Consider the following 25,846-nt stretch of genomic DNA (forward strand, 5'->3'; position numbering starts at 1 on the left):
CACTCCGGTCCCGCCAAAGATCCCACCCCATCGAAAAGGAGGTCGAATTGAACGGCATGACCGGCCGGAGCGGGTATCCGAGCCCTGACATCTGGTTCAACTGGAACACCATGGTCGTCGACGCCGCACCGCACCCTGCGGCGTACTCCGGAACGTTCTTCGACGAAACCCTCCGCGACGGAGTGCAGGCACCCCACATCAGAAATCCTTCGTTGGATCAAAAACGCGCCCTGGTCGACCACATGGCTCGCGCCGGGGTGCGATCCGCCGACCTGGGATTCCCCGGGTCCGACCCTGAGGCACTCCGTGAATGCGTGGCTCTGACCCGGCACATCATCGCTTCCGGACACCCGATCGTCCCCGGCTACGCCGGCCGCACCCATCCCGCGGACATCGCCGCGATCCGGGAGATCGCGGCCCGGGCCGAGACCGCGGTCGACGCCTACGTCTTCGTCGGTGTGAGCCCCATCCGGCAGTACGTCGAGGACTGGAGCATCGCCGGCATCCAACGCAACATCGTCGATTCGGCCGCGGCCTGCCTCGACGGCGAGGTCGACTTCGTGCTGGTTCTGGAGGACGCGGTGCGCTGCACCCCGGAGGTCCTCGGACAGGTCTACGACGCCGCGATCGATTCCGGAGTGACCCGGCTGACCCTGTGCGACACCGTGGGGGCGGCCCGCCCGGAGGGTACGGCCGCGCTGCTGCACTGGACCTCCCGGTACTTCCGGAACCGGCAACGATCCGTCGACCTGGAGTGGCACGGTCACAACGACCGGGGGCTCGCCCTCGCCAACTCCCTGACGGCGCTGGCCCTGGGCTGCACCCGGGTGCACGGCACCATCCTGGGCATCGGAGAACGCGCGGGGAACGCCTCCCTGGACCAGCTCATCGTCAACAGCCATCTCGACGGACACGGAACGTACGACCTGAAGGCGCTCAGGCAGTACGGCGAGTACGCGGCGGAGGTGCTCGATGTGGACATCCCGCAGAACTACCCCGCGCTGGGCCGGGACGTCTTCAAGACCAGTGCCGGTGTGCACGCCTCCGCGATCCTCAAGGCGCACCTGAAGGGCGACACGCTCGTCAAGGACAGCGTGTACTCCAGCGTCCCGGCCGGTTACCTGGGCCGCGAACAGGAAGTGCTGATCGATCGGGCGTCGGGGACCAACAACGTCCGCTACTGGCTGACCGTCCACGGCTACGACAGCACCGACGCGTCCCTCCTCAAGAAGATCCTGGACGGCTCCAGGGCCCATCGGGTTCCCCTCACCGACGAACAGATAGGGCGGATCATTGCGACCGCGGAGTGACCCCCGAGACGGGTCCGGGGAGCGCCGGATCCGCCTGCGCGGCAACGTCCTCGTCCTGACCGAGGACACCGATGTCGTGGCCGCCCAGTTGTCGGGCGGTGCGGTACCCGGCGTCGCCGAACTGCTGCGCGCGCCGCTCATGGACAACATCTCCACCGACGAGATCATCCCGGGCTGGTGCTGCTACTGGTACGACGAGAAGCTCGGTGACTACGCCTACCTGGGACTGCGGGACAAGAAGGTCGCCGAGGGCGCCCTGAAGTCCTTCGCACCCCGAATCATCGTCAGCGGCGAGGCGAAGGGCTGCGGCTCCTCCCGAGAACACGCCGTCTACGCCGAGAAGTACGCGGGCGTCGAAGTCGTCTTCGCCCGGTCCTTCGAGCGCATCTACGAGCAGAATTGCCGCAACGTCGGCATCGTCACCTGCACCGACTTCGACCTGCTGGAGTCGCTCCTCGACGGCGAGGAACTGCCGCTCGCGGCGTTCACCCGACGTGCCAACGCCATCGAGCGCGCCATCGTCGACCTCGGGGGCCTGTTCGGCTTCAATCGCCAAGGCTGCGGCCTCGCGCCCGACTTCGCGCCCGCCCGCCCGCTGAACGTCGTGGAGAAGATCCTTCAGCGTGCCCTGTCACCGCGCAACCCGCTCCCCGAGAATGCCTCGGTGCGCGTCGGCGAGTCGTACTTCGTCACGACCGACGTCCGGTTCTCGCACGAGTACGTCACCCCCATGGCCGCGGGCATGTTCACGCGACAGTTCGGACCGCACGCCCGGCTCGAACAACCCGACACCTGCTACTTCTTCCAAGACCACCTCTCCCTGGCCGCCCCCGTCCTCAAGCGCCGGGAGAACGGCGACCGGCTCATCGCCCGGGTCGAGGACCTCGGGGTCCGGCAACGAGAGTTCGCGGAACTCGGCGGCGGACACTTCATCGGCCCTCGCGAGGATGGCGGCAGCCGGGCGATCTGCCACAACCACGTCCTGGAGCACGTCGCCCGCCCGGGGGACGTGATCATCGGTACGGACAGCCACACCTGCACGGCCGGCGCCGTCGGCGCGCTGGCCTTCGGGGTGGGCGCCACCGACATCGCCAACGCCTGGTACAACCGCGAAACCCTGGTGAAGGTGCCGGCCGTCGTCCGGGTCGAACTCGAGGGCGCACTGCGGCCGGGCGTCTGCGCCAAGGACGTCATGCTCGGCCTGCTGGTCCACCCCGGGATCGAGGGGAGCCGGACCCTGGGCAAGGTTTTGCTGTTCACCGGCTCCGGCGTGGGGTCCATCGGCGTGGACGAACGCGCCACCCTGTGCAACATGGCGGTGGAGGCGGGAGGCATGACCGCGTTGTTCGAAGCCGACGACGTCACCCACGCCCATCTGGCCCGCCGCACTCCGGCGACTCCCGCCGGCGCCGCACCGTCCCCGGATCCCGGCGCCCGGTACGACTCCACCGTCACCGTGGACCTGGGCTCGATCCAACCCATGGTCGCCCTGCCGGGAGACCCGCGCAACGCCGTCCCGCTCGCGTCGGTGCGCGAGGACGTCCGCGTCGACAAGGTGTACGGCGGCTCCTGCACCGGCGGCAAGGCCGAGGACATGGACATGTACGCCGCCGTCTTCAGGCTCGCCCGTGACCAGGGACGATCGGTACCCGCCGACGTCCGCGCGTATATCCAGGTCGGCAGCGAGGCCGTGCTGAAGCACGCCGCCGAACGCGGCTATCTCGACCTCTTCGAGCAGGTCGGCGTCACCGTTCTGCCGCCCTCCTGCGGCGCCTGCATCAACGCCGGGCCGGGTGTCTCGGAGCGGCCCGACGAAGTCACCGTCAGCGCGCAGAACCGCAACTTCCCCGGGCGGTCCGGACCCGGGCAGGTCTACCTGGCCTCCCCGTACGTGGTCGCGGCGAGCGCCATCGCGGGACGGCTCAGCTCCGTGGAGGACATGCTCGCCACCGGAGCGCGGACATGAGGATCGCGGTGATTCCCGGGGACGGGATCGGCGGCGAGGTCGTCCCGGCCGTGCTGCCCGCGCTCGAACTCCTCAGCGACCACTTCGGGTTGGACCTCTCGTACCGCATCTTCGACTGGGGCGCCGAGCGGTGGCTGGCCGAACGGGTCGGTCTGCCGGCCGACGCGCTCGACCTGCTCGCCTCCGACTACCCCGCCATCCTCCTCGGCGCCCTGGGCGACCCCAGGATCCCCGACATGGCACATGGTCGCGACATTCTGCTGGGCCTTCGTCGCGGCCTCGACCTGTACGTCAACTACCGGCCGTTCACCCCTCGTGGCAGCGACCGGGCGATCGCCCTGTTCCGGGAGAACACCCAGGGCCTGTACGCCGGAGTCGGCGGCACCGTCTCGCACGGGAGGCTTCCGGCCGTGGCCATCGACGAATGCGTATACACGCGGGAGACCGTGGAGAAGTTCCTCCGCTATTGCCTGCGCACCCTGAGCGAGAGCGGTCGCGAACGGGTCACCCTGGTGCACAAAAGCAACGCCGTCCCCCACACGGGTCGCCTCTGGCAGGGGGTCTTCCGAGCCGAACTCGCCAATTTTCCGAACCTTGTGGGCAGTGAGGAGTACGTCGACTCCTTCTGCTACCACCTGGTGCGCGACCCCTCTCCCTACGAGGGCATCGTCGCCTCGAATCTCTTCGGCGACATCGTCAGCGACATCGGCGCGGCCCTCATGGGCGGACTCGGGCTGGCCGCGAGCGCGAGCGTGTGCCCGGAGACCGGCAGCGCCCTGTTCGAGCCGGTACACGGAAGCGCGCCCGACATCGCGGGCCGGGGCATCGCCAATCCGTATGCCGCGGCGACGGCGGTCGCCCTCATGCTCGACCATCTCGGCCACCCGCGGGCGGCGGCGCCGCTGCGCCGGGCGCTGGCCGCCGCGGCGCGGACCGACTCCGCCACGCCGGACCTGGGCGGTCACGGCACCACCGGCACATTCATGGCGGAGGTCATGACGCGGCTGGAGAAGGATCTCGCCGACGATGGGACCGAGCCGCAGGCCTGACCGCGGGGGCGGTGCGTTCAGGCCACACTCCCGAATTCACCGATGCGGAAGCAGTGCAATGCCTGCGCCGGGCTGTACGTCGTGGGCCGCGAGCGCCGGTCAGGTGGACGTGGCCGCCGCTGCCGTCGCGAGCAGTTCCGGCACCGTCCCGCTGAAGTCCGGCAGCAGCATCACGGCCACCGCCCATGCCTCCGGGTCGCCGGCGATCGTCGCCCGCGCGTGCTCGGCGAGCACGGCCGAGGCTTCGGCGTGCCCGTCGGGGAAGACGCCGGAAAGGTCCGCGAGTGCCTCCAGCAACCGCGCCGCCGGGTGGCCGAGTTCGACGAACTCCCGGACCGAGAGCACTTCGTCGGCGAGGGCGTTGCCGAACCAGCAGAGTCCGAGACGAGCCTCCCGCGTCGTGGGCGGCAGCGGCCCGGCGAGTGCCGCGAGCGCGTGCTCGCGCACGCCGGCGGCCAGTTCGACGGCCAACCCGTCGTCCACGTCCGCGGCCGCACGGAGCAGTTCGGCGGGACACGACGCATGCCGGGCGAGGAGCACCAGCGCCGCGCGGGGCAGCGGCTCGTGCGCGTGGGCCGCCACGGCCGCGGGCCAGAACGCATCCGGAACGTGTCGCGCCGCGCGCTCGGGCCGTTCGCGGATGGCGGCTACGAGTTCGTCCGGATGCTCGCGGCGCAGGGTCTCGGCCCGCAACCGGGCCAGGCCGTCGGGTGCGTTCAGGGCCCACCGCCGGGCCTGTCGCGCGGTGGACGAGCGGGCCGGCAGCGACCGCAGCCGGGGGTCGAGCAGCGCCGCTCGGCCCTGTGCCTCCCACAGGCTGAGCAGCCCCCGCAGCACGCCCGCCGGACCCAGGTCGTCGGCGCGGCGGAGCAGCACCCTACGGAGGAACACGGCGTGATGCCCGTGCACCGCCTCCAAGTAGCCGTCCTTGTACGGCCCGTTCAGCCAACTGCGGTCGAATACGGTCAGCCGCACACGAGGCGACGCGTCGCGGCGGGTCGCGGCGAAGACCGCATACCGGGTGGCGGCGTCCGACGACTCGGCCAACAGCGCGGCGTTGATGTGCCGGTCGTGCCTGGCCAGGAGTACGCCCGCCGTTTCCCGGTCGGGGATCAGGCGGGCGACGAGGGCGCGCGCGTCGAGCTCCGGGTTTCGCATCAGCGCGAGGACGAGGTGGCCGGCAAGCGGCTCGTCGACCCGTCTGAACACGTCGCGGACGTCGGAGGGCAGCACCGCGAGCACGGCGGCGGCGTCCTTCGGCGGAAGCCGGCCCAGCAGTCCGAGCGGGGACGTGTGGCCCCAACGCTGCGACATGGCACGGGCGGTGTCGGCATCGGGCGGGTCGGACCGGACGAGGGGCGCCCCGGCGCCGGGGCGGTCAGGGTCGGCGGCCCTTGCGGCGTCCGCGCACAACTCGGTGAACGTCCCCGGGTAGTCCGGGGCGTGCTGCGCCAGCCACGCCCACGCGGCCGCGTCGGGGCCCGGAAGCATACGGGCCGCTTCGTCCACGACGCGGCCGAGGGATGCGATGTGGGGCTCCCCGTACACGGCGCGCGCGTGCCGTGCCAGGGTGCCGAGCGCACGCCACGCGGGTCTGCCCTCGAAGGCGAGTCGACGGGCGGTCAGGACGCGCCGGTCCAGCGCCACGCACAACGCGGTGTGCCGGCGAGCCGTGGTGACGTCGAGCGGCGACTCGGCGGCCAGGACGAGGGCGGCGTCCGTCGGGCAGTCGGGGTGGACGAGCAACCGACGGGCGATGTCGACGCGGTATGGCTCGCGCAGGTGCTCCGCGACGACCAAGTCCCAGTCGCTGCGGGAGTGTCCGTCGAGTGCCTTGCTGTCCAGGCCGGTCTTGAGCTTCCGTAGCCATTCCGCCAACGGGGTGCCCGGGTCCGGGCCTGCCGCGCCGCCCGGCGGCGACTGCGTGCTGTCGGCCGGGGCGTCGGCCGGGGCGTTGCGGACCTCGGAGCCAACGATCGACGGGAGCCCGAGACGGACGCGGACCCGCGCGGCCGTCTCCACATCGGCGTATGCGAGCAGCAGATCGGCCGCGGACGCCCGGCCGCCCTCGTCATCCTTCACCCCGCGACGATACCGACGCGGGCCCGCCACTGTCGGCCCACGGAACCATCTCTATGCCAAGGCCCGGTGCGGCACACGCTTCGGGGCGGAGCGCATAGTGTGCTCATGGACCGATTCGTGGGCTCGGCACGTCTCGAGTGGTGGGCCAACACATCGCTCTGCCTCGGTGAGTACGAGATCGACATCACCATAGCGGTCGATGCCGCGAACGCGTGGCACGCGTCCGGCCGCCATTCCATCGCTCTGGACACGACCGAGCGTGAAGGCTGGGACTTCCTCATGGAACTGGACCCACACTTCTCCCTCGCATTTCCCGGCGAGGACCACGGCGGCATCCTGGTGCACATCGACGAGGCCAAGGACGGAACGCTCACCCTCACGGAGACACAAGGCCGGGATGGCTCCGTGAACATCACCTTCGATCTCACCTGAGGCCGGATCGCGCCCCGGACCGCGGACTCGGCGGGTAGCCCCGCCCACCACATCGCCGCCTCGTCGTCCCCGCTCGCCCTGCGGCCCATCACGTCACCTCGCGCTGCCGAATTCCCCGTGATGACACCGTCTTCGTTCCCGCCCCGACCGAGTTGCCGCGCCGGCCGGGCTAGTTGTAGCCGGAGTCCATCGAGCCGCTGAACCAGATCACCCAGATCCAGAACAGGCAGGCGACGATCGAGCAGACCAGGCCCAACAGCGAGCGGGTCCGGGAGACTTGCTCCCGTCGGGACTCCCGGACGTTCACGATGCCGATCAGGACGCCGGCGACGCCGGCGAAGGGTGCCGGCATCCATGTCAGGCAGCAGATCACCCCGGCCACGGAGAAGAGCCCGAGCCAGAGCGGAGTGTCCGGGTGGAAGGAAGTCCTCGAAACGTCGTGCACCATGCGCGCTACCACCCCTCGTCGCGGAGTCCGCCCCCATCGGTTTTGAACACGTTCAAAACCGATGGGGCGAGACTAACCTTCCACTTCCGCAGGTCGTGAGGCGGGGTGCGAGAACGATCGCGGGGGCAGGTCGTTCACGCGGATCGCGGCCCCGGACCCGGCCCGGTCGGGAACGCGATGGTGGTGGGGGCCGGTTGGGCGTGGCCTCGGATGGCGGCGATGATCCCGGCCGCCCAATGGCGGGGGTGGTCGTGGCCGAGGGCCGCGTCCAGTCGCATCATGCGGGCGCGGCGCTCCCGTCGGGGCATGCGCAGGGCCCGGCGCAGGACCCGGACGAGGTCCGCAGGCGAGTGAGGATCCGTCAGGAGGGCGCCGCAGGCCAGTTCCTCGGCCGCGCCGGCGTGGCGGGAGAGCACCAGGACCCCGGATCCGTGCGCGGCGGACTGCGCCGCGGCGAATTCCTTGGCGGTGAGGTTCATTCCGTCCTGGAGCGATGTCACCCAGAACACGTCCGCGGCGAGGTAGTGGTCCACGATCTCGTCGAAGGGCAGGTTTCGCGGGTGGTACTCGATCGGTTGCCAGGTCGTGTTGCCGAACCTGTCGTTGATGTCGGCGATGCGGTGTTCGAGCGCGGCCCGGGTCTCGTCGTGGACGACGATGCCGGGCTCCGGTGGGGGGCATACGAGGCGAAAGCGCAGGCGGCCACGCAGGTCCGGGTCGGAGGCGAGGAGTGCGCCGACGGCGTCGACCTTGCGCTCAGGGGCCTTGGCGTAGTCCAGGCGCTCGACCGCGAGGACCACGTGGCCCGCGGCGGACGGCGAGCGGGGTGCTCTGGCCCGGACCCGGGCGTCGATCGCGTCTCGGTCGACGCCCAACGGGTGCACGCCCACGCTCGGCGTGACCCGGGTCCTGCCCAGTGTGGCCCGGAAGTTGCCGGCGAAACGCACGGTTTGGAATCCGGCCCAGTCCAGCGCCGTCAGGGAGGCGCGCACCTCGGCCGCGACGGGCAGCGCGGCGAAGACCGACGCCGGGGGAAACGGTGTGTGGTGGAACAGGCCCGTGCGCAGATCGGGTCGCAGTGCGCGCAGGAGTCCCGGCACGAGCCACAGGTTGTAGTCGTGCAGCCAGACGGTGCCCCGTTCCGCGGCCCGGTCGGCGATATGTTCGGCGAAGCGGCGGTTCACGGTGCGGTACCGGTCCCAGGCCGCGTGGTCGAAGCGGATGCGTTCGGGTTGCGACATCAGCGCCGGCCACAGCGTCTCCTTGCAGGCACGGTGGAAGTACGCCGACCACGTCGAGACGTCGAACGGTTCCAGCGACAGCGCGGGGCCGGGGCCGGGACCGGGACCGATGGCCCTCGGCTCCGGATCGGGCGGCGTCTGTCCGGCCACCGATCCGGCCACCCACAGGGCCGAAACGTCGCGGGCGTCCGCGTGTTCCGTGCCCAGGACCGCGCACAGCGTCGGCAGGATCCCGTTCGGGCTCGCCGGGGGCCGCCACCCGGTCGACGTCCATTCCCGGGGTGGGCGGTGATAGCCCACGACCACCGCGTGCCCGGGCTCCGTCCAGCCCAGGTGAGCGAGTGCGGCGAGGATGCCGGCAGCGCCGTGTTGCTCGGCGCGGTACACCTTCTCGTCGCCGGCGAGCGCCCGGTCCAGACCGGGCTCGGAGCCGGCGACCACCACACCGTGCGCGCCGATCTCGAACATCGACAGGTCGTTGAGCGAGTCGCCGGCGACCAGGACGTCGTCCCACGCCCAGCCGTGCCGCCGTGCCAGCGCCCGCACCGCGGCGCCCTTGCCCGCTCCGGGAGGCAGGACGTCGAAGTAGCGATCGGCCGAGTACGCCCACGAGCATCCCAGCGCGCCCACCGCGCGCGTGAGTTCCCCGGTCAGGTCTTCGGGGGGCAGCTCGAACGAACACCGCCCCTGTTGGGCCACTCCCTCCTGGTAGGCAAGGGTGGGGAACCCCGAGAGCGCCGCACGGACGCGGGCCGCACCGGGCCAGCCCTCGCGTAATCGGGACTGCAGGTCCGCCACCGGGCTCAGGTCCGTGCCGTCGGCCACGGTGGCCCCGACGTCGGCGACGATCCACCGCGGCCTGGGCACGAGCGGATCGTCCAGCACCCGACGCACCGAGGGCAGTGCGCGGCCGGTCGCGAACACCACCGTGATCTCGGGGTGGCGCGACAGAACCCGGCGCAGCCGAAGGCGCTCGCCGTCGGTCCCGCCCAACAACGTACCGTCCAGATCGGTGACCAGGACTCTCACCGGCGCTCCCCCATTCGATACGGACGCCACCAGATACCCCGTGTGCGAACCGCGCGTCCCTGACGGCCGGGAAGCCGGACGCGCCCACGGGCTCCGGAGCGCGGTCGGGCGGCGGGCGCGCGCTGTCGTGCTCAGATCGACGTCACGGGTTCGACCATCGCGAGCCACGCGGACAGTTCGCCGACCGTGACGGCCCCGCGCGATCCGGGCGAGGTGGCGGCCGCCGATCCGCAGGCCACCGCCGCCGCCAGGCACCGGGTCATGTCCCAGCCGGCGAGCAGGCCGTGGATGAATCCGGCGTTGAAGCAGTCGCCCGAGCCGGTGGTGTCCACGACCCGAACCGGCACCGCGGGAACGGCGAACCGACGCCCGTCCCGCAGGACGATCGCGCCGTGTCCACCGCGCTTCATCACGACCGTGGGGACCAGTTCGCCGAGAGCCGCGACCGCGTCGTCGGCCGTGGCGGCCCCCGTGAGCCGTAGCGCCTCGTCCACGTTGGGCGCGAAGACGTCCACCTGTGCCAGGACTTCGCGCACGGTCGGCGTCTCCAGCGTGACCGGAACGTCCTGGCAGTCCATGAAGACCGACGCGCCCGTCGCGCGTACCGCACCCAGTGTCGCCGCCACGCCCGGGCCGTACCGCAGTTCGGGCAGGACCAGGATCCGCGGCCGGTACGCACGGGCCAACTCGTCCACCGGGCGGGGCATCGACGGGTCCTGGAAGCTGACCATGGCCCGGTCCGCGGCGTACGACAGCGCGACCGTGACGCTGCGCAGCGGCCCGGGGTGGTGGCGGAATCCGGACTCGTCCAACCCCGCCGCTCGGGCCCCGGCCAGGACGTGTCGGCTGAACTCGTCGTCGCCGAAGTCGGTGGCCCACACCACGTCGTTGCCCAGCCTGTGCAGCGCCAATGCCGGATTGAAGGCGCCGCCGGGCAACATTTCGAAGCCGCCGGCGAACGTCTCGCGTCCCACGGCCGCCTCGCCCGGCAGGTCGCGAAAGATCAGGTCGGCGAAGTACGCCCCGGCGACCAGGACTTCACGACGTTCGTCGGAGATACCCATGCCCGCATCATCTCGCTCCCGAGAGATCGCGTGCATATACGATTACCAGGCAAATAGCCTATTGGGATGAAATTGCCGTAATACCCCTATGTGACTGCAGCATGATGCGATGTCATATCCGTGCCAGAACGCCCCGCTCGTCTCGTCACGGGAAGGCAGCAACATGGGCAGATTCAGGTACGGAATCGCGGCGACGGCCATCGTGCCGGCCGCCTTGGGATTGTGTGCGATCGCGGGAGGCCCTGCTCACGCGGAAGCGGGTCAGGACAACATCACCATGTACAAGCAGGAGAAGACCCAGTGGTGCTGGGTCGCCTCCGGCCTGACCATCGCCAAGTTCCAGGGCTTCGGCTCCACGCAGACGGACTTCTGCACCCGCGCGCAGCCCTACTACGGCTGCAACAACCAACCCGCCACGCTCGACGACATGGCCAGGGGCTGGAACAGCCTGGGCATGACCCACCCCGGCTCGGGCCTGAACAGCGCCGCCACGTTCAACCAGGTGTACACCGAGGTCAAGGCGGCCCGGCCGGTCGGTGCCCGCATCGGGTGGACCTCCGGTGGTGGCCACATGAACGTGGTCTACGGCTTCGACACGTCGCGCAACACGATCGCCGTGGCCGACCCATGGCCGGACACCGCCACGTACACGTGGTGGAACTACGCCGACTACGTGAGCAACAGCTCGTCGAAGTGGACGCACTCCCGCATCGGCATCTCCGGCTAAGGCAGGCGACATGCGCGACACCATCGGCACCACAACGCCCGGCAAACGAACCGGCTTTCGCTTCTCCCGTCTGTCCGTCGTCCTCGCATCGAGCGCGTCCGTCCTGTTGTCCGTCGCCGGCCCGGCCCACGCGGCCCCGGCCAAGGACCCGCTCCCGGCCGACATCCCCGACTACCGGGCGGCCCTCGACGCGGTGAAGTCCACCGCCGTCCGCGACTCGGTCTGCCGCTTCCTGAGCACTCCGATCCCCTCCGGCACCGCCGGGACGGTGCAGACCATCCCCGAAACAGCCGAACCGTGCCAGGGCCTCCCGGCGTTCACCATCAAGGACCCGGTGGCACTGAACGAGATCACTGCCGGATTCGTCGCGGGCACGGCCCCGCCCCTGCCCACCGAGGCCGTCAAACTGACGAACCTGCTCTCCTCGCTGAGCACCACCGTCAACGGCCGCACCGCCACCGTCATGCTCGCCCCCACCCAGGGCGGCGGCTGGCATCTGGCGGCCATCCGCGACGGCGACGGCGACGCCGGCTATGCGGGCAAGGCAACCGTGGGCACCCTCGTCTTCACCGAACCGCAACTCCGTGGCTGGTACCAGCTCAGGCTCGACACCGTCGAACCGCTCAACGAGCAGGCCCGGCAGGGGCTGGGCGGCCGGGCGTCGGTGTCGCTCGGCGACTACCAGAAGCTGGTCAAGGCCCGCTACGCCGACAAACTACCCGGCTCGGAGTACGACACAAAGGGGTTCTCCAGCGGCTACAGCCCCCGGCACACGACGGACGAAGCGTCGTCCTCCACCCCGCTGTTCGCCGGCTCCGGCGCGGCCCTCGCCCTCACGGGCGGGGCCGTCGTCCTCCATCGGCGCCGACGGGCCAACACCGGCTGAACCCGACCCGGCTCACCCCTCCCCCACTCCCGGCACCTCGGGATGGACGCCGTCGTGGTGGGGGCCGGGGTGGCTCGAGCGGCATCCTCGGCCGTGGTGCGGCCGGACGCCCACGGACTCGGGTGGGCCGTCGAAGCGGGGCCTCAGGGCGCGTCGACCATGACCCGGCCGGTGGTCGGAGTCTGCGCGGCGGTACGGCCGCCGTAGGCGGACTCGACCCGGGACCGTTCGGCCGCGTCGGCAACGGGGTTCCGGCAGCCGACTCCCGCGCTGGAGCCCGACATCAGCTTGGAGCACGGACCCGGTTTGGTGTCCGGGAGGCCCAGGTTGTGGCCGATCTCGTGGGCGGCGATGCGGGTCTTGTCGTAGCCCTGGTCGACCGCCTGGCTGCCGAGTTCCACCCACGCCTGCCCACCCGGGCGGACCGGGCCCAGGCTTGCCTGCGGCCAACCGTTGGTGGCGGTGATCCGAATCTGGGCACGGGTACCGGGCGGCGCCTTCACCAGCTTCACGTTGGTGACGTTCGCGTTCCAGGCAGCGACTCCGGCTGTGATGGCCGCTTCCCAACCACCGGCTCGGGAGTCGTCGTAGTAGAGGGTCGTCGCCGCCGAAACGCCGTTCGGGGCGGCGGCGTTGGGCGGCGCGGCCGCGGCTTGCTCCGCAGGCGCCATGACCATGGTGACGACCGCGGCGGTCCCGACCACCGCGAACCACTTGGAGTGGGGCATGAACATCCTTCCGCTCGACTTGTCCGTGGCGTGGCGAGGCACAGGCCCCTTGGATGTTCGGCGACCTGTCGACTCGTTCGATGGGAGTATGTGCGTCCTCGTCGGTTTCCAGGCATACCAGTCGGCCATAACATCCACGCGGAAACGGCAACCTCGGTCGCGGCCGGCCCGGGCGGGGCCGGCCGCGGCCTGTGTCGGGTGGGCGGGCTATCCCAGTCCGCCGTTGAGGGCTGCGGCGAGTTCGCCGTTGTCGGTGTCGCCGCTCAGTTCCCAGAAGAAGGCGCCGCCCAGCTTCTGTTCCTTGGCCCACTTCGTCTTGACGGCGAGGCTGGCCGGTGTGTCGTAGCCCCACCATTCGTTGCCGCAGTGGCCGTACGAGGTGCCGCCGGCCAACCCGGTGGCGGGGCAACGAACCTTGAGCGCGCGGTAGCTGCCGTCACCGGACGCGGGCGCGGTCGCGGTGCCGCCCGGTTCGCTCTGGGTGACGCCCGTCCAGCCGTGGCCGTAGAAGGGAATGCCGAGCAGCAGCTTCTTCGCGGGTACGCCCTTGCTCCGGAGCTTGGCGATGGCATCGGCCGAGTCGAAGTTCGGCACGGGGATACCCGGGTACGACGTCAGCGGCGAGTGCGGGGCGGTCGGGCCCTGCGCCATCCACGGACCGAAGAAGTCGTACGTCATGACGTTGTACCAGTCCACGGCCCCCGAGGCGCCGCCGTAGTCGGCGACGTCGAGCTTGCCGCCCGGGGCGGCGTCGGCCGTGATCGCGGCGCTGACCAGGGCGCCGGCGCCGAAGCGGGCACGGGTGGCGTCCAGCAGGGTCTTGATCGACCCGAAGCCGCTCGCGTCACAGGTCAGCCCGCACGCGTTCGGGTATTCCCAGTCCAGGTCGATACCGTCGAACACGTCGGCCCAACGCGGGTCTTCGACCACGCTGTGGCACGACTCGGCGAACGCGGCCGGGTTCTGCACGGCCTGGGTGAAGCCGCCGGACCATGTCCAGCCGCCGAACGAGTAGAGGACCTTGATGTTCGGATACTTCTTCTTCAGCTCGCGCAGCTGGTTGAAGTGGCCCTTCAACGGCTGCTCCGCGGTGTCGGCGACACCGTCGACGCTGTCGGCGGCGGTGTACGGCCTCTGGTAGTCGGCCCAGGGATCGCCGACCACACACTTGCCGTCCACGACGTTGCCGAACGCGTAGTTGATGTGCGTGATGTTGCGAGCCGTGCCGGAGGTGTCGATGTTCTTGGCCAGGTAGGGGCCCCAATTGGTGAAGTAGCCCAGCTTGACTTTCGCTTCGCCGGTGGTGCGCACCTTCGCGGGAGCGCTTGCGGGACCGACCTGATCCCTCGTGTCGCGCGCGACGACGGTGTAGGTGTAGCCGGTTCCGGTGTTGAGGCCGCGGTCGACATAGGACGTGTGCCGAACGGTGGCGACCTTGACGCCGTCGCGGAGCACGTCGTAGTTCCGCACGCCCCGGTCGTCCCTGGCCGCGCGCCAGGAGAGTGTGACCGACGTATCGGTGACGTGGCTCGCGTGGGGCCTGCCCGGCGCGGTCGGCGGCCGGTCCCGGCCCCGGTCGGACGTCCGGTCGGACGTCTCCGAGCCGCCGACGCCCTCGGCATGGGCCGGCCCGGTCAGGGCGACCAGGGCGCCCAGGGGCAACAGCAGGGCCGTGAGCAGAGCGATGAGCATACGACCGCGCCTGGTGCCCGGCCGATCGGGGTCTCGCGGGTGCGTGACGGGTCGTGCGGTGCCTGTGCTCAAGGGAACTCCTCGAACTCGGTCCGAACGTACGGGGACTGCGTCGCCACGTAGGCGTGTCGAGAGCTACGACACACCCCGTCGCGGCTGCCCGAGCCTAGGAAGGGCCCGAACCACCGGTCAATGGTCTGCACCAGATTGGTCTGGACCAAAGTCTCTCGTGTTCAACGAACCTCGGCGGTTCGTGGTCAACGTCCGCCCGGTTCGCGCCCGTGGCGTCCATCACCCGCGGCGTGCAGCACCATGCCCCCGGCCGCAGCGCGTCGGCGCGATCAGGGTTGGGCGTTGTACGGCCTCCGGACACGTGGCCGGGGCTACCGAACGACCACGGGGATCCGGCACGCTTTTCAGTAGCCGTCGGGTACGGGCTCGGCGAAGGCGATCGAGGAGGACGACTCCATGTCCCGGAAGGCATATCCCGGCTTACGTCCGCTGCGCGTCCTGCGCCTGTCGGTCGCCGCCGTGCTGCTCGCGGCGGTGGCACTGGTCGGCCCCGGCGGCGCGGCGCCCGCGCAAGCGCACGCGGGCGGCGGTGTGTACCGGCTGAAGCTGTGGTGGATGTGGCAGCGCGGGGACAACTTCACCGCCGCCACCCCGGCCGACGACCAAAGCGCCGCGCCCGGTTACCTGCTCATCCGATACGAGCCGTGGGTCTACGCGGACCCGGAGGCCGGCACGGTCCCGCTCCAGCTCTACTGGCACGCCGGCCGCGAGGACAACGCCAGTGTGGCCGACATCAACAGCCTCGACGCGGTCGCCGCCGCCGGGTACACCTACATCCGCACCCAGGGCTGGCTCTATGCGACTCCGGGCCCCGGCAGGGTGCCGCTGTACCTGTACTGGCACGCGGGTCGCCAGGACTTCCTGACCGTGGCCACGCAGGCAAGTATCGACTCCGCGATCTCGGCGGGCTACGTCCTCCAACGCATCGAGGGCTACGTGATGTCCAACCCGTAGGAGCTGTCGACCTCACCCGGTCAGCCGACGCGGTGGGCCCCGCGGCCACGGCGTCCTGGTGTCGCCACCGCTCGTCCTCGACCCGCGCGGCGCGGTGGGCGCACCACAGCCACCACCCCGCCCCCGCCGACGCGGCGGCCACCGTCACCCCGAGCGCCGCCCACACACCCCCGACGACGAACGCGACCGCCACCAGGATCGCCGCCGAGGTCCCCGACCACCGCACCCCGCCTGCCACGCAGGGCTCACGAGGTGCGGTGGTATCGACGGACCGGAACCGCGGCCGTCTCCGTGGATGGGCGTCAGGGCTTGGGCAGGGTGCAGCCCGGCAGGCTCAGGTCGACCTTGTTGCCGATACCTATGCAGGGCACGATGATGTACGTCTCCTGGGCGTAGTTGATGCCCTGATGGATGGTCACGTTGCCGTTCTGGTCGACCTCACACGGGTTGTTCTCCGTGCAGGTGGCCCCATCCTCGTTGCCGGTGTTGTTGACGGCGACGACCTTGCCGGTCGTCGTGTCGATCACCGGGGAGCCGGACGTCCCGCCGATGGTGTTGCAGGACGACGTGTAGCGGACCGAGTCCTTCCAGGTCCAGTCCGCCTCCTTCAGGCGATACACGAAGCCGTCGACGTTGCAGCTGTAGATCCGCTTCCAATACCCGGAAACCACCTTGATCGCCGAACCGGCCACGGGGTGCTGGTCGTTGAGGGTCAGCGCGCTGATCCCATACGACCTCTGGATCTGCGCGTAGGTCTGGGTGAGTTCGTAGATCGAGATGTCCGTGTCGGTCATCGTGGCGTACGAGACCTTGTGGGCCCGCAGGGTGGCGACCCTGGAACCGGAGGCGCCGAGCAGCGAGAAGGTGCGGGACGACGGCTGGTCGGTGATGACCTCCCCGGCACCGGGGAATCCGGTCTCGAGGCAGTGGCCGTTGGAGAGGACGAGCGCGGGGTCGCCCGGCTGCGAGTTGGGCATCCGGATCACGGATCCCGAACAGTTGCTCAGCGCCACCGTACCGGCGAAGTTGACCGCCTTGACGGTGGCCGGCGGGGCACCGACGGCGGGTGCAGTGCCCGCGATCGCGAACAGCAGGGCACAGACGACGCCGAGTGCGCCGACGAGGGACTTCTTCATGTGAGGTTCCCCTTTTGAGGGTGGGGACGATGAAGGAGCGCAATTGTGTGGTGCATGCGCATTGTTGAGGCTTCGACACCCAAGGGACAAGTGAGCAAAGTGAGTTGGCTGTTTCTTTGCGCACGCCGACCATTGCCACACCCGCCCGAAGCCCCTCCGTTGCGTCTTGTCGTGAGCGGAGGAAGAACACGACGAACCGTCGCCGGTGGTGCTTGCCGGCCTGGTTGATCGCGGCGAGGATCTCGGGGCCCGACCCGTGAAGTCCAAGTCGCCGATGTCGCTTCATCCTGCGGGTATTCGGTGGCGATTGGGGCGGAGGGCCATCCACGCGGGGCCTACGGAGGCGGCCAGGGCGGCCGTGAGGCATGTGGCGATGACGCCGCCGACGAGCGGCCACGGCACGACCAAGGGGACCGAGGTGCCGCCGAGATCGCTCAGCGCCGAACGCAGGCTCAGCAGCGACGGCACGGCGACGACCGCGCCGAGCGCCGTGCCGATGGTCACGACGATGGCCGACTCGGCGGCGATGGCGCACAGCGCCTGGCGGACGGTCGCGCCGGAAAGGCGCAGGACGCGCAGATCGGGCAGCCGATCGGCGGTGGCCATCATCAGGGTGTTCGCGATCGCGATGGCCGTGTAACCGACGGAGACCACCACGAGCAGCACGGTGAAGATCCACACGAGGCGTTGCTCCTCGGCGTCGGCCGACGAGGCGTAGGCGGCGACGCTCACCTCCTTGCCGCCGAGCGGCGCCGGCGCGGGATCGGCTCCGGTGCGAAAGACGGCCGCCGTCAGGGCCGAGGGATCGTGGGCGCGGACGGTCCCGCGCGGGAACAGGACGTCGTAGGGGGTCGACCGGTCGGCCAGCACGGCGACCACGCGCATCGTCTCGGTGGCGCCGTCGCGGAAGGTCACCCGCGCGTCGCCGCCGTGTCGCCACCCCAGGCGCGCGGCGGCGCTCTCGGACACCACCATCGTGGTGGGGCCGCGCAACTCGGCGAGGGAGCCCTGCCGAACCTCGACCCGGTCGCCGACGGCGGCGAATTCGTCGGTGACCACACCCGCCGCCTCGACGACCGCGTCCTTGTCGCCGTAAACGGTCGTGGGTGTCAGCGGGGTGCCCGCCACCTCGGCCACCGCGGCGTCCGTCAGGCCCGGGGTGTCATCGGGCACGATCACGCGCTGGGCTCGCACCGACGCCGCGCGCCGCGCCTCGTAGGACTGCGCCGTGGTCGCCACCATGCCCGTGATCAGTACCGCCAGGCCGACCGTCGCGAGCACCGGCGCCGCGGTGGCGGCGGTGCGGCGCACGGCCGTCAGCATGCCCTCGCGTACGAGCAACCCGATCGCCCCGGCGCCTCGCGACAACGGCCATGTCAGCACCCGCACCACGGGAGGCACCACCGCCGGGGCGAGCATGGTCAGCCCGACGATGAGGGCCATCGGCGGATACAGCCCGAAATCCGCGAGCGCCCGGGGGTCGGCCGTCGCCGTGACCGCCGCCGAGACCACGCCGAGGGCCACGAACAACAGCCCACCGACGACGCGCCCCCGCGACATCGGCCGGTTGTCCACGTCGGCCTCGCGCAGGGCCTCCAAGGGCGCGATCCGCGCGGCGCGACGGGACGCCGACCACACTCCCGCCATGGCCACGACCATGCCGAGCACGAACGCGCCGGCCAGGGGCAGCACGCCGACCTCGACCGTGAAGCCCTCGGGTTCGAACCCGAGATCGACCAGGACGCCGGCGAACCGGGGAGACAGGACTCCGCCGAGCACGACCCCGAGCCCGGCCGCGAGCGCGGCGACGGCGCCCGCCTCCGCGAACAGCGCGCGTCGAACCTGCTTCGGCGTGGCGCCGATGGTGCGCAGCAGACCGAACTCGCGTCGACGCCCCGCGACCGAGAGGGCGAACGTGGACGCCACGACGAACACGGTCGTGAACGCGGCCAGAGCCGCCATGGCGGAGAGCACCTGAAGGCCCACCCATCGAGTGAACGCGGCGTGGCCCGGTTCCAGTTCGGCGCGGTCGGAGCCGGTGAGCACCCGCCCCTCCGCGCCCACCACCGCCCGCACCGCCGCCGGGTCCGGCGTCGCACCGGCGCCGGCGAGCAGGCCCAACACGCGTACACCGCCCGCGAGTCGATCCGCCCGGCCGTCCGTCAGGTAGATGCCGGGGCCGTCGACGAGGCCCGACACCGTGTAGGGCGCGGGTCCGGACGCGGTGAGCACGGTCACCGTGTCGCCGGGGCGCGGCCCGAGCCGGCGGTCGAGCACCACCTCGTGGTCGGCGACGGGTGGCCGCCCCGCGACCGGCGCGTGGGCCGCGAGCGCGGCGCTCGACCAACCGTGCCCCAGCGGATCGTCGGACCGCGGATCGCCGGCGGGGCGCCCGCCGATCACCACCTGGGCGTAGAACGAACGGTCCACCACCACGCGCCCGACTCCGGGCACGGCCGCGAGTCGATCCGCGAGCCGCCGCGCCCGTTCCGCCGACCACGGGGGGCCGTCGTCGAACGGCGGCGCCTGCGGCCGGGCCTCGCCGCTGCGTACGAGCACCGGCGCGGCCGCGAACCGCTCCGGGGTCTCGGGGCCCGAGGACAGCAGGACCACGCCCGTCGTCGCGAGGATCGTCACACCCAGCCCGAGGCCCACGAAGGAGCTGAGGAACGAGACCCACCGGGCCCGCATGGTGGCGAGCGTCAGCACAATTCCTCCAGCCACGCCATGCGGGCCGCGATGGTCTCGGCGGAGATGCCGGCCCCGTCGGCGCCGCGATGGATCTCGTCGGCCACGCGGCCGTCGGTGAGCAGTACCACTCGATCCGCGAAGGCGGCGGCGGTCGGGTCGTGCGTGACCATCACCACCGTCTGGCCGTGCGCGTCGACGACCTCGCGCAGCAGGCGCAGGACGTCGCGCGATGCCTTCGAGTCGAGCGCGCCGGTCGGCTCGTCGGCGAACACCACCGCGGGCCGGGTGATCAACGCGCGGGCGATGGCGACGCGTTGTCGCTGCCCGCCGGACAACTCGGCCGGTCGGTGGCGGGCGCGATCCGCGAGCCCCACCTCGGCCAGGGCCGCCGCGACGCGCGCCGGGTCGGGGCGGCGCCCGGCGAGGCGCAGCGGCAGGGCGACATTCTGCTCGGCGGTGAGCGCGGAGACGAGATTGAAGGACTGGAAGACGAAGCCGACGCGCGAGCGCCGAAACAGCGTCGACCCGTGCTCGTCGAGGGCGCGCACGTCGACCCCGTCGACCCGGATCTCGCCGCCGTCGGCGCGGTCGATGCCCGCCGCGCATTGCAACAGCGTGGACTTGCCCGAGCCGGAGGCGCCCATCACCGCCGTCAGCGTGCCGCGCGGGAAGTCGAGGGTGACGCCGTCGAGCGCGATGACCCGCTGGGCACCCGCGTGGTGCGTCTTCGTCACGCGAAGCAGGCGCACGGCCGGGCCCGTCGGTGTGGATGTCGGTGTGGATGTCGGTGTGGAGGGCGCTGTGGTCATGCCCTCCAGGAAACCGTCGGCGAACGCCCGGCACATTGGTGCCAGGGCGAGAGCCTGACTAGCCCTGGCACTACCGACGCGGCCGTCGGACGCCGGTTAACGTCGTCGTATGTTCGCGCAAGCCTCGTGGGACTCGATCGGTCGGCGACCGGTGCGTTTCCTGGTGTCCCCGGCGCCATGGCGTGCCCTGTCCTATCTCGGGGCGAGTTGGGTCGTCGGGGCGGTCGTCGTGGTGACCGTGACGTCGGTCGTGGCCGTCGGCGTCGCGACGTGGGAGACATCGGTGGGCCCGGTGTTCACCGCGTCGCTGGGGCTCGTGGCGCTCGCGTGCATGGCGGTCGCCGCCGCACCGTTCGAGCGGTGGCGGCTGCGGCTCATCGGCGCTCCCCTCGCGGCGCCGGAGCGGTCGGGCGGTGTGCGGGCGCGGCTGCGCGAGCCCGCCGGGCGGCGCGAACTGGGCTACGCGCTGGTTTCGTTGCTCGCGCTGTGGTGGGTGGATCTGGGCATCGCGTCGGTGGCGTTGGTCATTCCGGGGCTGTTGGTCTCGGCGCCGTTGCAACCCACGGCGCCGTTGTGGATGGCGGTGGTGTTGCCGTTGGCGGGGGTCGTACTGCTGCCCGTCGCGCTGTTCCTGATCGCGGCGTGGGCGGGCGTGCGGGCGACGATGACGCGTGCCGTGCTCGCGCCTCGCGAGGCGGAGTTGATCGAGGTGGTGCGATCCAGGGCGCGTCTGGTCGACGCGTTCGAGACGGAGCGCCGGCGGATCGAGCGCGATCTGCACGACGGCGCGCAGCAACGCCTGGTCGCGTTGAGCATGAAGTTGGGCCTGGCCTCGCTCGACCTGCCGCCCGGGTCACCCGCCGCCCGTGAGGTCCACGAGGCACACGAGATGGCGCGGGCGGCGCTGACCGACCTGCGTGAACTGATCCGCGGCGTGCACCCGCAGGTGCTCACCGAACGGGGACTGCCGGCCGCCGTCCGCGATGTCGCGGGGCGCTCGCCGGTCCCGGTCGACGTCGATGTCGAAGTGGCCGGGCGATTGCCCACGGCGGTGGAGGTGACCGCCTATTTCGTGGTGTGCGAGGCGTTGACGAACGTGGCCAAGCACAGCGGTGCGCAACGGTGCACGATCCGCGGGCGGGTGGCCGACGGGTTGCTGGCGTTGGAGGTGCGTGACGGCGGTGCGGGCGGTGCCGACCCGGAGGCGGGCACTGGGCTGACGGGTCTGGTCGATCGACTCGCGGTCCTCGACGGCAGAATGCTGTTGTCCAGCCCGATGGGTGGCCCGACCCTGCTGCGAGTGGAGATCCCGTGTCCGGCCTCAGAGTAGTGCTCGCGGAGGACGCCGTGCTGTTGCGTGAGGGCCTGGTGGGCCTGCTGGAGCGCTTCGGCCACGAAGTGGCCGCGGCAGTGGGCGACGGTCCTTCGCTGATCGCGGCCACGCGGGAGCATCGCCCCGATGTGGTGATCGCCGACGTGCGCATGCCACCCGACTTCACCGACGAAGGGCTGCGCGCCGCGCGCGAACTCCAGGCGGCGATACCGTCGTTGGCCGTGCTGGTGCTGAGCCAGTATGTCGAGCAGACCTTCGCGGAGGAGCTTTTCGACGCGCGTGGCGCCTCGGGCGGCATGGGTTATCTGCTGAAGGAACGCATCGGCGATGTCGAGGAGTTCGCCGACGCCCTGATCCGCGTCGCCCGGGGCGGAACCGTGGTCGACCCCGAGGTAGTCCGCCAACTCCTGGCGCGTCGGCGCGATCCGCTGCGGCGCCTGACTCCGCGCGAGCGCGAGGTCCTCGCCCACATGGCCGAGGGACGCTCCAACGCCGCCATCGCCCGTGCGTTGGTGGTGACGGAGGCCGCCGTGGCCAAACACATCGCGAGCATCCTGACCAAACTCGACCTCCCACCGGCCCCCGACGACCACCGCCGAGTCCTGGCCGTCCTGGCCTACCTACGCGGCTGAAGCACCCGCGCGACGCGGCCGGCACGTCGAGGACACCCGGCCCACCCGGTCGCCCGGCGATTGCACGGCGGCTGCGCGTCTCGGGTGCGGATGGACAGGCTCTGGTTCACGGCGGTGTAGTACGCGGCGACAGCCTCGGTATCGGTGTCCAGCGGCAGGTCGCCGTCCCGCACGCCGCGATCCAGGCGCAGCCGCAAGTCGCGCGGCCCCTCGTCCCGCCAGGTGGCGAGGAGGTCGCATACAGGGGCGCTGGGTTCGGTGCAGTTGGTGGCGGCGACCACGATCATGCGGCCGGCCGGTCCGTCGGCGTCCGAAAACGGGCGCATCATCGGCATCGGCAGCACGCCGGCCGAGCGCGCCGTTCGCGGGGGTCGCGCTGTACGCGATGCGACACCGACATGAACCGGCCGACGCCGCCGACGCGAACCTCCACCGCGAACTCACCGCCCCGGGCCGGTTCCCAGCCCCGGACGACGTCGCCGCGACGGTCACACACCTCGCCGCGGCGCCAACGCCTGCCCCGGCCGGGAGGCACGCACCGCAATACTGGGGGCGGGCGGCACCGGGACACCCGAAGCACCGCCCCGCAGACCCCGAATCCCGGAAGGACCATCGCCGACGGAATCGAGTTCGGCCACATCGATGCCCGAACCCTCCGCGCGCCGCACGCAAGCACCCGTCGCAGCCGGGCCATCGCCGCTCGCGTGCTCAGCGGCGGTACGCCGCCGTCGCGATCTCGACGAAGGAGCGGATCAACGGGTTGCTGTCGCCGTCGTTCCACACCGCGACCACCCGGCTCGGCGCCATGTCGACCAGCGGAACCACGGTCAGGTTCTCGGGCAGCACGTTCTCCGCCAGGCCGTGTCCCAGCGGAGCCAGACCGACGGTGCTGTTCCAGAGCACGGCCTGCACACATTCCTGGACGACGCGCACCACCGGGCCCTCGCGCGGCTCGCCGGCGTTCCAATACGACTGCCAGATCGGGTCGGTGCCCGGTGGGAACTGGAACCAGCGGCGGTCGCCCAGATCGGCGATCTCCAGACGCGCTGCTGCGTGGCCGATTGCGCTCCTTCGAGACCGTCAGCCGGTCCCGCGAGGCCCGGCCGGGCGACAGATGGCCGAGCATCGGGACCGGTTGGTCGACGCAGGGGCTGCCCGAGGGCACATAGGCGAGCCGGGCGCTGTACGGGGCACGGGGGACGTTCGCCCATTGCGGTGAATCCGGCTGAGCGGCGGAGGGGTTGTCATGCCGATGGGGGAGGAAGTCCTCGCCACGGTGGGCGGATCCGCGCGCCGGTCCCACGACGAACGCGGGGTACACATGACGAATGCCGACCGTACGAGTATCGACCGCCGGAGCGCTCTGCGCCTGACCTCGGCCGCCGCGGTCGGCACGGGCCTGGTCGTCGGCGCCGGGGGTGCCGCCGGCGCCGCGCCGCCCCGGGCCGGGAAGTTCACCCTGACCGGCAAGCGATCGGGCGCGAACATCCCGAACGTGCTGACACCGGGCGCCGGATTCTTCGTGCACTACGACCTGACCGACGCGGACGGGAAGGCGGCGGGCACGGAAAGCGCGTTCACCGTCCCGGTGACGGTCGGGCCGGACGGCGCCTTCGTCGTCTCGACCCTCGTCCTGAGCCTGAACGACGGCCTGATCACCGCCGCTTCCGGATTCCCACGCCCCCTGCCGTCGGTCACCGAAATCGCACTGACCTACACGCCGTGGTCCCACATCTTCGCGGTGACCGGCGGCACCGGCACCTACATCGCCGCCACCGGCACAATCACCATCGAACACCCAACCAGGGACGACGACCGCCTGACAATCGACCTGACCTGACCCGATCCGGCACGCTCCGATGTGCGACCCGACGCTCCGAGGCAAGGGGGCGGCCGACGGGGGCGGGGCCGTGCGGCGTACCGTGCTTCGGTGTCCCGTCTCGAAGTCTCCGACCTGATCGTCGGCCACGCGCCCGGCTCACTCGAGCGGGTGCCGGTCGCGCGCGCCGACGTGGTGGCGACGCTGCGCGCGGCGGGTCAGTCCCGGGGCGCGCGGATCGCCGCGCGACTGCCGGTGGTCGACGGCGGCCTGCTCGATGCGGCGTACGTCGACCGCCGTCTGGTCGCCGTGCACACCGAACTCCAGCGCCTGAGCGAGGAACTGCGCATTCCCGAACGGCTCGCCCACCTGTTGGGGCCGCTGCTCGCCGCGGTCCGCTCCGCCGAAGGCGCGCCCGATCGTATCCGGGTCGTCGACGTCGGCTGCGGTCTCGGCCATGTCGTGCGTTGGCTCGCCGCCCACGAAGTACTCGGACCCGACGTCGAGTTGGTGGGCGCCGACCTGCACGCCGCGCTGGTCGCCGAGGCGACCCGACTCGCCCAGGACGAAGGGCTCCCCTGTCGGTTCGTGCGCGCGAACGCCTTCCGGCTCGACGACACCGCGCCCGGGGCGATCCCCGAGCCGGATGCCGCGGCCCGTACGGCGACGGTCTACATCTCCACCGGCCTCCTGCACCACTTCCGCGGCCCCGACCTCGACGCCTTCTTCGCCGCCCAGGCGACCCCGGACACGGTCGCCTTCTGCCACTACGACATCGCCACCACCCGCATCGCCCCGTTCGGCGCCTGGCTCTTCCACCGCGCCCGCATGCGTGACCCCCTCGGCCGCCACGACGGCACCGCCTCCGCGCGCCGCGCCCACGACGACACGACCCTGCTGCGCGCCGCCCACGCCGCGCATCCACTCGTGCCACTGATCCACGAGCCGAAGACACGCAGCAACCCCCTGTGCACGACGCTGCGCCCGGTACTCGGCGTGCGCCCCGACCTCCTCGCCCCGCTGCGCGCCGCACTCGGCAAGGATGCCCGCAGGCTCCAGGAGGTCGCGGGATGAGTGTGGTGCTGCTGGTGGCCCTCGGCATGGTCGACGCGGCACTGGCCGGCTTCCGGGCCTCCAACGGCCGCAACGGCCGGATCCGTCGCCGAGCCGCCGACCTGCGGGCCGCCCGACGCGGCCTGCTTCCGGGTGCACTGGCGCTCGCCGCGAGCGCCGCCGTGGCCCTGGCCGTACTCGGCGCGGCCGACGACCGCGGCGCCCGCTACGCCGAACTCGACGCGGCCGCATGGCGGATGCTCGCCGTCCTGCTGCCCTACGCCGGAATCGTCGCGGTGTCGATGCTCTGCTACCTCGCGGGCTCGTTCCGCCTCGCCACGCTCGCCATCCTCGCCGGACTCGGCCCGCTGACCATGGCGCGACCGCTGCTGGTCGCAGCCGGCGTCATCGCCGCAGGATGGACAACACCCGCCGGCACGGCCGTCGCGGCGACCGCGGGGAGCGCAATCCTCCTCGTCGAGCCGTACGTACACCGCCGCTGGTACCGGACACCGATCTAGAACATCACCGCTCGAGAGCGACGAGAGGATCCAGCGAACCGCCCGCCGGAGCCTCGCCGGGTTCGACGCGAAGCGCGCCGAGTAGCCGGACCGACCGGGCCGAGCGGGCCGAGCGGGCCGAGTCTTCGTCACCGCGAGCTCCGGTGGTTCGGGACGACCGTCACCGGTCGCG

The 25,846-nt window shown here is 71.4% G+C and carries 22 protein-coding genes and 1 pseudogene; 12 read left to right on the plus strand and 11 right to left on the minus strand.

Annotation, left to right across the window (positions count from 1 at the left end):
- The first annotated feature begins 56 nt into the window (after window positions 1-56).
- The 3 genes from ACH4XV_RS30590 to ACH4XV_RS30600 are packed head-to-tail and all read left to right on the plus strand — an operon-like array spanning window position 57 to window position 4,325.
- On the plus strand, window positions 57-1,310 hold the full coding sequence (locus tag ACH4XV_RS30590; protein WP_395795626.1) for a LeuA family protein: 1,254 nt from the start codon (window positions 57-59) through the stop codon (window positions 1,308-1,310).
- Window positions 1,294-3,276: an aconitase family protein gene (locus tag ACH4XV_RS30595; RefSeq protein ID WP_395795410.1), complete on the plus strand. Its 1,983-nt coding sequence runs from the start codon at window positions 1,294-1,296 to the stop codon at window positions 3,274-3,276. The genes ACH4XV_RS30590 and ACH4XV_RS30595 overlap by 17 nt, the downstream gene beginning before the upstream one ends.
- Window positions 3,273-4,325: an isocitrate/isopropylmalate family dehydrogenase gene (locus ACH4XV_RS30600; protein ID WP_395795412.1), complete on the plus strand. Its 1,053-nt coding sequence runs from the start codon at window positions 3,273-3,275 to the stop codon at window positions 4,323-4,325. The genes ACH4XV_RS30595 and ACH4XV_RS30600 overlap by 4 nt, the downstream gene beginning before the upstream one ends.
- Window positions 4,326-4,424: 99 nt before the next feature.
- Here ACH4XV_RS30600 and ACH4XV_RS30605 read toward each other — a convergent pair whose 3' ends face one another.
- Window positions 4,425-6,407 carry a hypothetical protein gene (locus ACH4XV_RS30605; protein WP_395795414.1) on the minus strand — a complete coding sequence of 661 codons (1,983 nt, stop codon included), beginning with the start codon at window positions 6,405-6,407 and terminating at the stop codon, window positions 4,425-4,427.
- Window positions 6,408-6,512: 105 nt separating this feature from the next.
- Between ACH4XV_RS30605 and ACH4XV_RS30610 the strand changes: the two genes are divergently transcribed.
- Window positions 6,513-6,839, plus strand: a complete 327-nt coding sequence (locus ACH4XV_RS30610; RefSeq protein WP_395795416.1) for a hypothetical protein — start codon at window positions 6,513-6,515, stop codon at window positions 6,837-6,839.
- A 169-nt stretch (window positions 6,840-7,008) separates the two neighbouring features.
- On the opposite strand, the gene ACH4XV_RS30615 is transcribed toward ACH4XV_RS30610, so the two are convergent.
- The 3 genes from ACH4XV_RS30615 to ACH4XV_RS30625 all read right to left on the minus strand — a co-directional run bounded on the left by ACH4XV_RS30615 (window position 7,009) and on the right by ACH4XV_RS30625 (window position 10,621).
- Window positions 7,009-7,287 carry a hypothetical protein gene (locus tag ACH4XV_RS30615; RefSeq protein WP_395795418.1) on the minus strand — a complete coding sequence of 93 codons (279 nt, stop codon included), beginning with the start codon at window positions 7,285-7,287 and terminating at the stop codon, window positions 7,009-7,011.
- A gap of 134 nt (window positions 7,288-7,421) precedes the next feature.
- Complete coding sequence (locus ACH4XV_RS30620) at window positions 7,422-9,557, minus strand: trehalose-6-phosphate synthase (protein WP_395795420.1); 2,136 nt, start codon at window positions 9,555-9,557, stop codon at window positions 7,422-7,424.
- A 131-nt stretch (window positions 9,558-9,688) separates the two neighbouring features.
- A complete protein-coding gene (locus tag ACH4XV_RS30625; protein WP_395795422.1) occupies window positions 9,689-10,621 on the minus strand; it encodes a carbohydrate kinase family protein in 933 nt (310 codons plus the stop codon).
- A gap of 163 nt (window positions 10,622-10,784) precedes the next feature.
- Between ACH4XV_RS30625 and ACH4XV_RS30630 the strand changes: the two genes are divergently transcribed.
- Together ACH4XV_RS30630 and ACH4XV_RS30635 are read left to right on the plus strand one after the other, a co-directional pair.
- Window positions 10,785-11,348, plus strand: coding sequence for a papain-like cysteine protease family protein (locus ACH4XV_RS30630; protein WP_391585567.1), 564 nt, complete (start codon window positions 10,785-10,787; stop codon window positions 11,346-11,348).
- A gap of 10 nt (window positions 11,349-11,358) precedes the next feature.
- Window positions 11,359-12,234: a hypothetical protein gene (locus ACH4XV_RS30635; protein ID WP_395795424.1), complete on the plus strand. Its 876-nt coding sequence runs from the start codon at window positions 11,359-11,361 to the stop codon at window positions 12,232-12,234.
- 143 nt (window positions 12,235-12,377) lie between these two features.
- Here the strand turns inward: ACH4XV_RS30635 and ACH4XV_RS30640 are convergent, their stop codons facing one another.
- Window positions 12,378-12,962: a snapalysin family zinc-dependent metalloprotease gene (locus tag ACH4XV_RS30640; protein WP_395795426.1), complete on the minus strand. Its 585-nt coding sequence runs from the start codon at window positions 12,960-12,962 to the stop codon at window positions 12,378-12,380.
- A 207-nt stretch (window positions 12,963-13,169) separates the two neighbouring features.
- Window positions 13,170-14,654 carry a glycosyl hydrolase family 18 protein gene (locus ACH4XV_RS30645; protein ID WP_395795428.1) on the minus strand — a complete coding sequence of 495 codons (1,485 nt, stop codon included), beginning with the start codon at window positions 14,652-14,654 and terminating at the stop codon, window positions 13,170-13,172.
- A gap of 468 nt (window positions 14,655-15,122) precedes the next feature.
- Between ACH4XV_RS30645 and ACH4XV_RS30650 the strand changes: the two genes are divergently transcribed.
- Window positions 15,123-15,680: a hypothetical protein gene (locus ACH4XV_RS30650; RefSeq protein WP_391585563.1), complete on the plus strand. Its 558-nt coding sequence runs from the start codon at window positions 15,123-15,125 to the stop codon at window positions 15,678-15,680.
- 302 nt (window positions 15,681-15,982) lie between these two features.
- Here ACH4XV_RS30650 and ACH4XV_RS30655 read toward each other — a convergent pair whose 3' ends face one another.
- The 3 genes from ACH4XV_RS30655 to ACH4XV_RS30665 all read right to left on the minus strand — a co-directional run bounded on the left by ACH4XV_RS30655 (window position 15,983) and on the right by ACH4XV_RS30665 (window position 20,316).
- Window positions 15,983-16,816, minus strand: a complete 834-nt coding sequence (locus ACH4XV_RS30655) for a serine protease (protein WP_395795430.1) — start codon at window positions 16,814-16,816, stop codon at window positions 15,983-15,985.
- Window positions 16,817-17,098: 282 nt separating this feature from the next.
- Window positions 17,099-19,525: an ABC transporter permease gene (locus tag ACH4XV_RS30660; RefSeq protein ID WP_395795432.1), complete on the minus strand. Its 2,427-nt coding sequence runs from the start codon at window positions 19,523-19,525 to the stop codon at window positions 17,099-17,101.
- Window positions 19,519-20,316 carry an ABC transporter ATP-binding protein gene (locus ACH4XV_RS30665; protein WP_395795434.1) on the minus strand — a complete coding sequence of 266 codons (798 nt, stop codon included), beginning with the start codon at window positions 20,314-20,316 and terminating at the stop codon, window positions 19,519-19,521. The genes ACH4XV_RS30660 and ACH4XV_RS30665 overlap by 7 nt, the downstream gene beginning before the upstream one ends.
- 109 nt (window positions 20,317-20,425) lie before the next feature.
- Between ACH4XV_RS30665 and ACH4XV_RS30670 the strand changes: the two genes are divergently transcribed.
- Entirely contained in the window at window positions 20,426-21,646 is a 1,221-nt protein-coding gene (locus ACH4XV_RS30670) for a histidine kinase (protein ID WP_395795436.1), read from the plus strand.
- The gene (locus ACH4XV_RS30675) at window positions 21,646-22,281 is read left to right on the plus strand and encodes a response regulator (RefSeq protein ID WP_395795628.1); all 636 of its coding nucleotides are present in this window, start codon (window positions 21,646-21,648) and stop codon (window positions 22,279-22,281) included. The genes ACH4XV_RS30670 and ACH4XV_RS30675 overlap by 1 nt, the downstream gene beginning before the upstream one ends.
- Here ACH4XV_RS30675 and ACH4XV_RS30680 read toward each other — a convergent pair.
- Together ACH4XV_RS30680 and ACH4XV_RS30685 are read right to left on the minus strand one after the other, a co-directional pair.
- Window positions 22,266-22,616 (minus strand): hypothetical protein, encoded by a 351-nt coding sequence (locus ACH4XV_RS30680; RefSeq protein ID WP_395795438.1) that lies wholly within the window; start codon window positions 22,614-22,616, stop codon window positions 22,266-22,268. The two genes, ACH4XV_RS30675 and ACH4XV_RS30680, sit on opposite strands and share 16 nt — an antisense overlap.
- A gap of 373 nt (window positions 22,617-22,989) precedes the next feature.
- Window positions 22,990-23,325 (minus strand): annotated as a pseudogene (locus ACH4XV_RS30685) (LysR family transcriptional regulator); the annotation flags it as partial.
- 202 nt (window positions 23,326-23,527) lie between these two features.
- Here ACH4XV_RS30685 and ACH4XV_RS30690 point away from each other — a divergent pair.
- From ACH4XV_RS30690 to ACH4XV_RS30700, 3 genes are all read left to right on the plus strand, one after another.
- Entirely contained in the window at window positions 23,528-24,121 is a 594-nt protein-coding gene (locus ACH4XV_RS30690) for a hypothetical protein (RefSeq protein ID WP_395795440.1), read from the plus strand.
- Window positions 24,122-24,211: 90 nt separating this feature from the next.
- On the plus strand, window positions 24,212-25,174 hold the full coding sequence (locus ACH4XV_RS30695; protein ID WP_395795442.1) for a class I SAM-dependent methyltransferase: 963 nt from the start codon (window positions 24,212-24,214) through the stop codon (window positions 25,172-25,174).
- Window positions 25,171-25,674: an oxidoreductase gene (locus ACH4XV_RS30700; RefSeq protein ID WP_395795444.1), complete on the plus strand. Its 504-nt coding sequence runs from the start codon at window positions 25,171-25,173 to the stop codon at window positions 25,672-25,674. The genes ACH4XV_RS30695 and ACH4XV_RS30700 overlap by 4 nt, the downstream gene beginning before the upstream one ends.
- The last annotated feature ends 172 nt before the right edge of the window (window positions 25,675-25,846 follow it).

The sequence above is a fragment of the Embleya sp. NPDC020630 genome (genome assembly GCF_044334985.1).
Taxonomy (GTDB): Bacteria; Actinomycetota; Actinomycetes; order Streptomycetales; family Streptomycetaceae; genus Embleya.

Bases quoted from the DNA above. Each gene is read 5' to 3' on its own strand.
- ACH4XV_RS30590 (WP_395795626.1), top strand. From the start codon at position 57: ATGACCGGCCGGAGCGGGTATCCGAGCCCTGACATCTGGTTCAACTGG.
- ACH4XV_RS30600 (WP_395795412.1), top strand. From the start codon at position 3,273: ATGAGGATCGCGGTGATTCCCGGGGACGGGATCGGCGGCGAGGTCGTC.
- ACH4XV_RS30610 (WP_395795416.1), top strand. From the start codon at position 6,513: ATGGACCGATTCGTGGGCTCGGCACGTCTCGAGTGGTGGGCCAACACA.
- ACH4XV_RS30615 (WP_395795418.1), bottom strand. From the start codon at position 7,287: ATGGTGCACGACGTTTCGAGGACTTCCTTCCACCCGGACACTCCGCTC.
- ACH4XV_RS30625 (WP_395795422.1), bottom strand. From the start codon at position 10,621: ATGGGTATCTCCGACGAACGTCGTGAAGTCCTGGTCGCCGGGGCGTAC.
- ACH4XV_RS30630 (WP_391585567.1), top strand. From the start codon at position 10,785: ATGGGCAGATTCAGGTACGGAATCGCGGCGACGGCCATCGTGCCGGCC.
- ACH4XV_RS30635 (WP_395795424.1), top strand. From the start codon at position 11,359: ATGCGCGACACCATCGGCACCACAACGCCCGGCAAACGAACCGGCTTT.
- ACH4XV_RS30640 (WP_395795426.1), bottom strand. From the start codon at position 12,962: ATGCCCCACTCCAAGTGGTTCGCGGTGGTCGGGACCGCCGCGGTCGTC.
- ACH4XV_RS30645 (WP_395795428.1), bottom strand. From the start codon at position 14,654: ATGCTCATCGCTCTGCTCACGGCCCTGCTGTTGCCCCTGGGCGCCCTG.
- ACH4XV_RS30650 (WP_391585563.1), top strand. From the start codon at position 15,123: ATGTCCCGGAAGGCATATCCCGGCTTACGTCCGCTGCGCGTCCTGCGC.
- ACH4XV_RS30655 (WP_395795430.1), bottom strand. From the start codon at position 16,816: ATGAAGAAGTCCCTCGTCGGCGCACTCGGCGTCGTCTGTGCCCTGCTG.
- ACH4XV_RS30665 (WP_395795434.1), bottom strand. From the start codon at position 20,316: ATGACCACAGCGCCCTCCACACCGACATCCACACCGACATCCACACCG.
- ACH4XV_RS30670 (WP_395795436.1), top strand. From the start codon at position 20,426: ATGTTCGCGCAAGCCTCGTGGGACTCGATCGGTCGGCGACCGGTGCGT.
- ACH4XV_RS30680 (WP_395795438.1), bottom strand. From the start codon at position 22,616: ATGCCGATGATGCGCCCGTTTTCGGACGCCGACGGACCGGCCGGCCGC.
- ACH4XV_RS30690 (WP_395795440.1), top strand. From the start codon at position 23,528: ATGCCGATGGGGGAGGAAGTCCTCGCCACGGTGGGCGGATCCGCGCGC.
- ACH4XV_RS30700 (WP_395795444.1), top strand. From the start codon at position 25,171: ATGAGTGTGGTGCTGCTGGTGGCCCTCGGCATGGTCGACGCGGCACTG.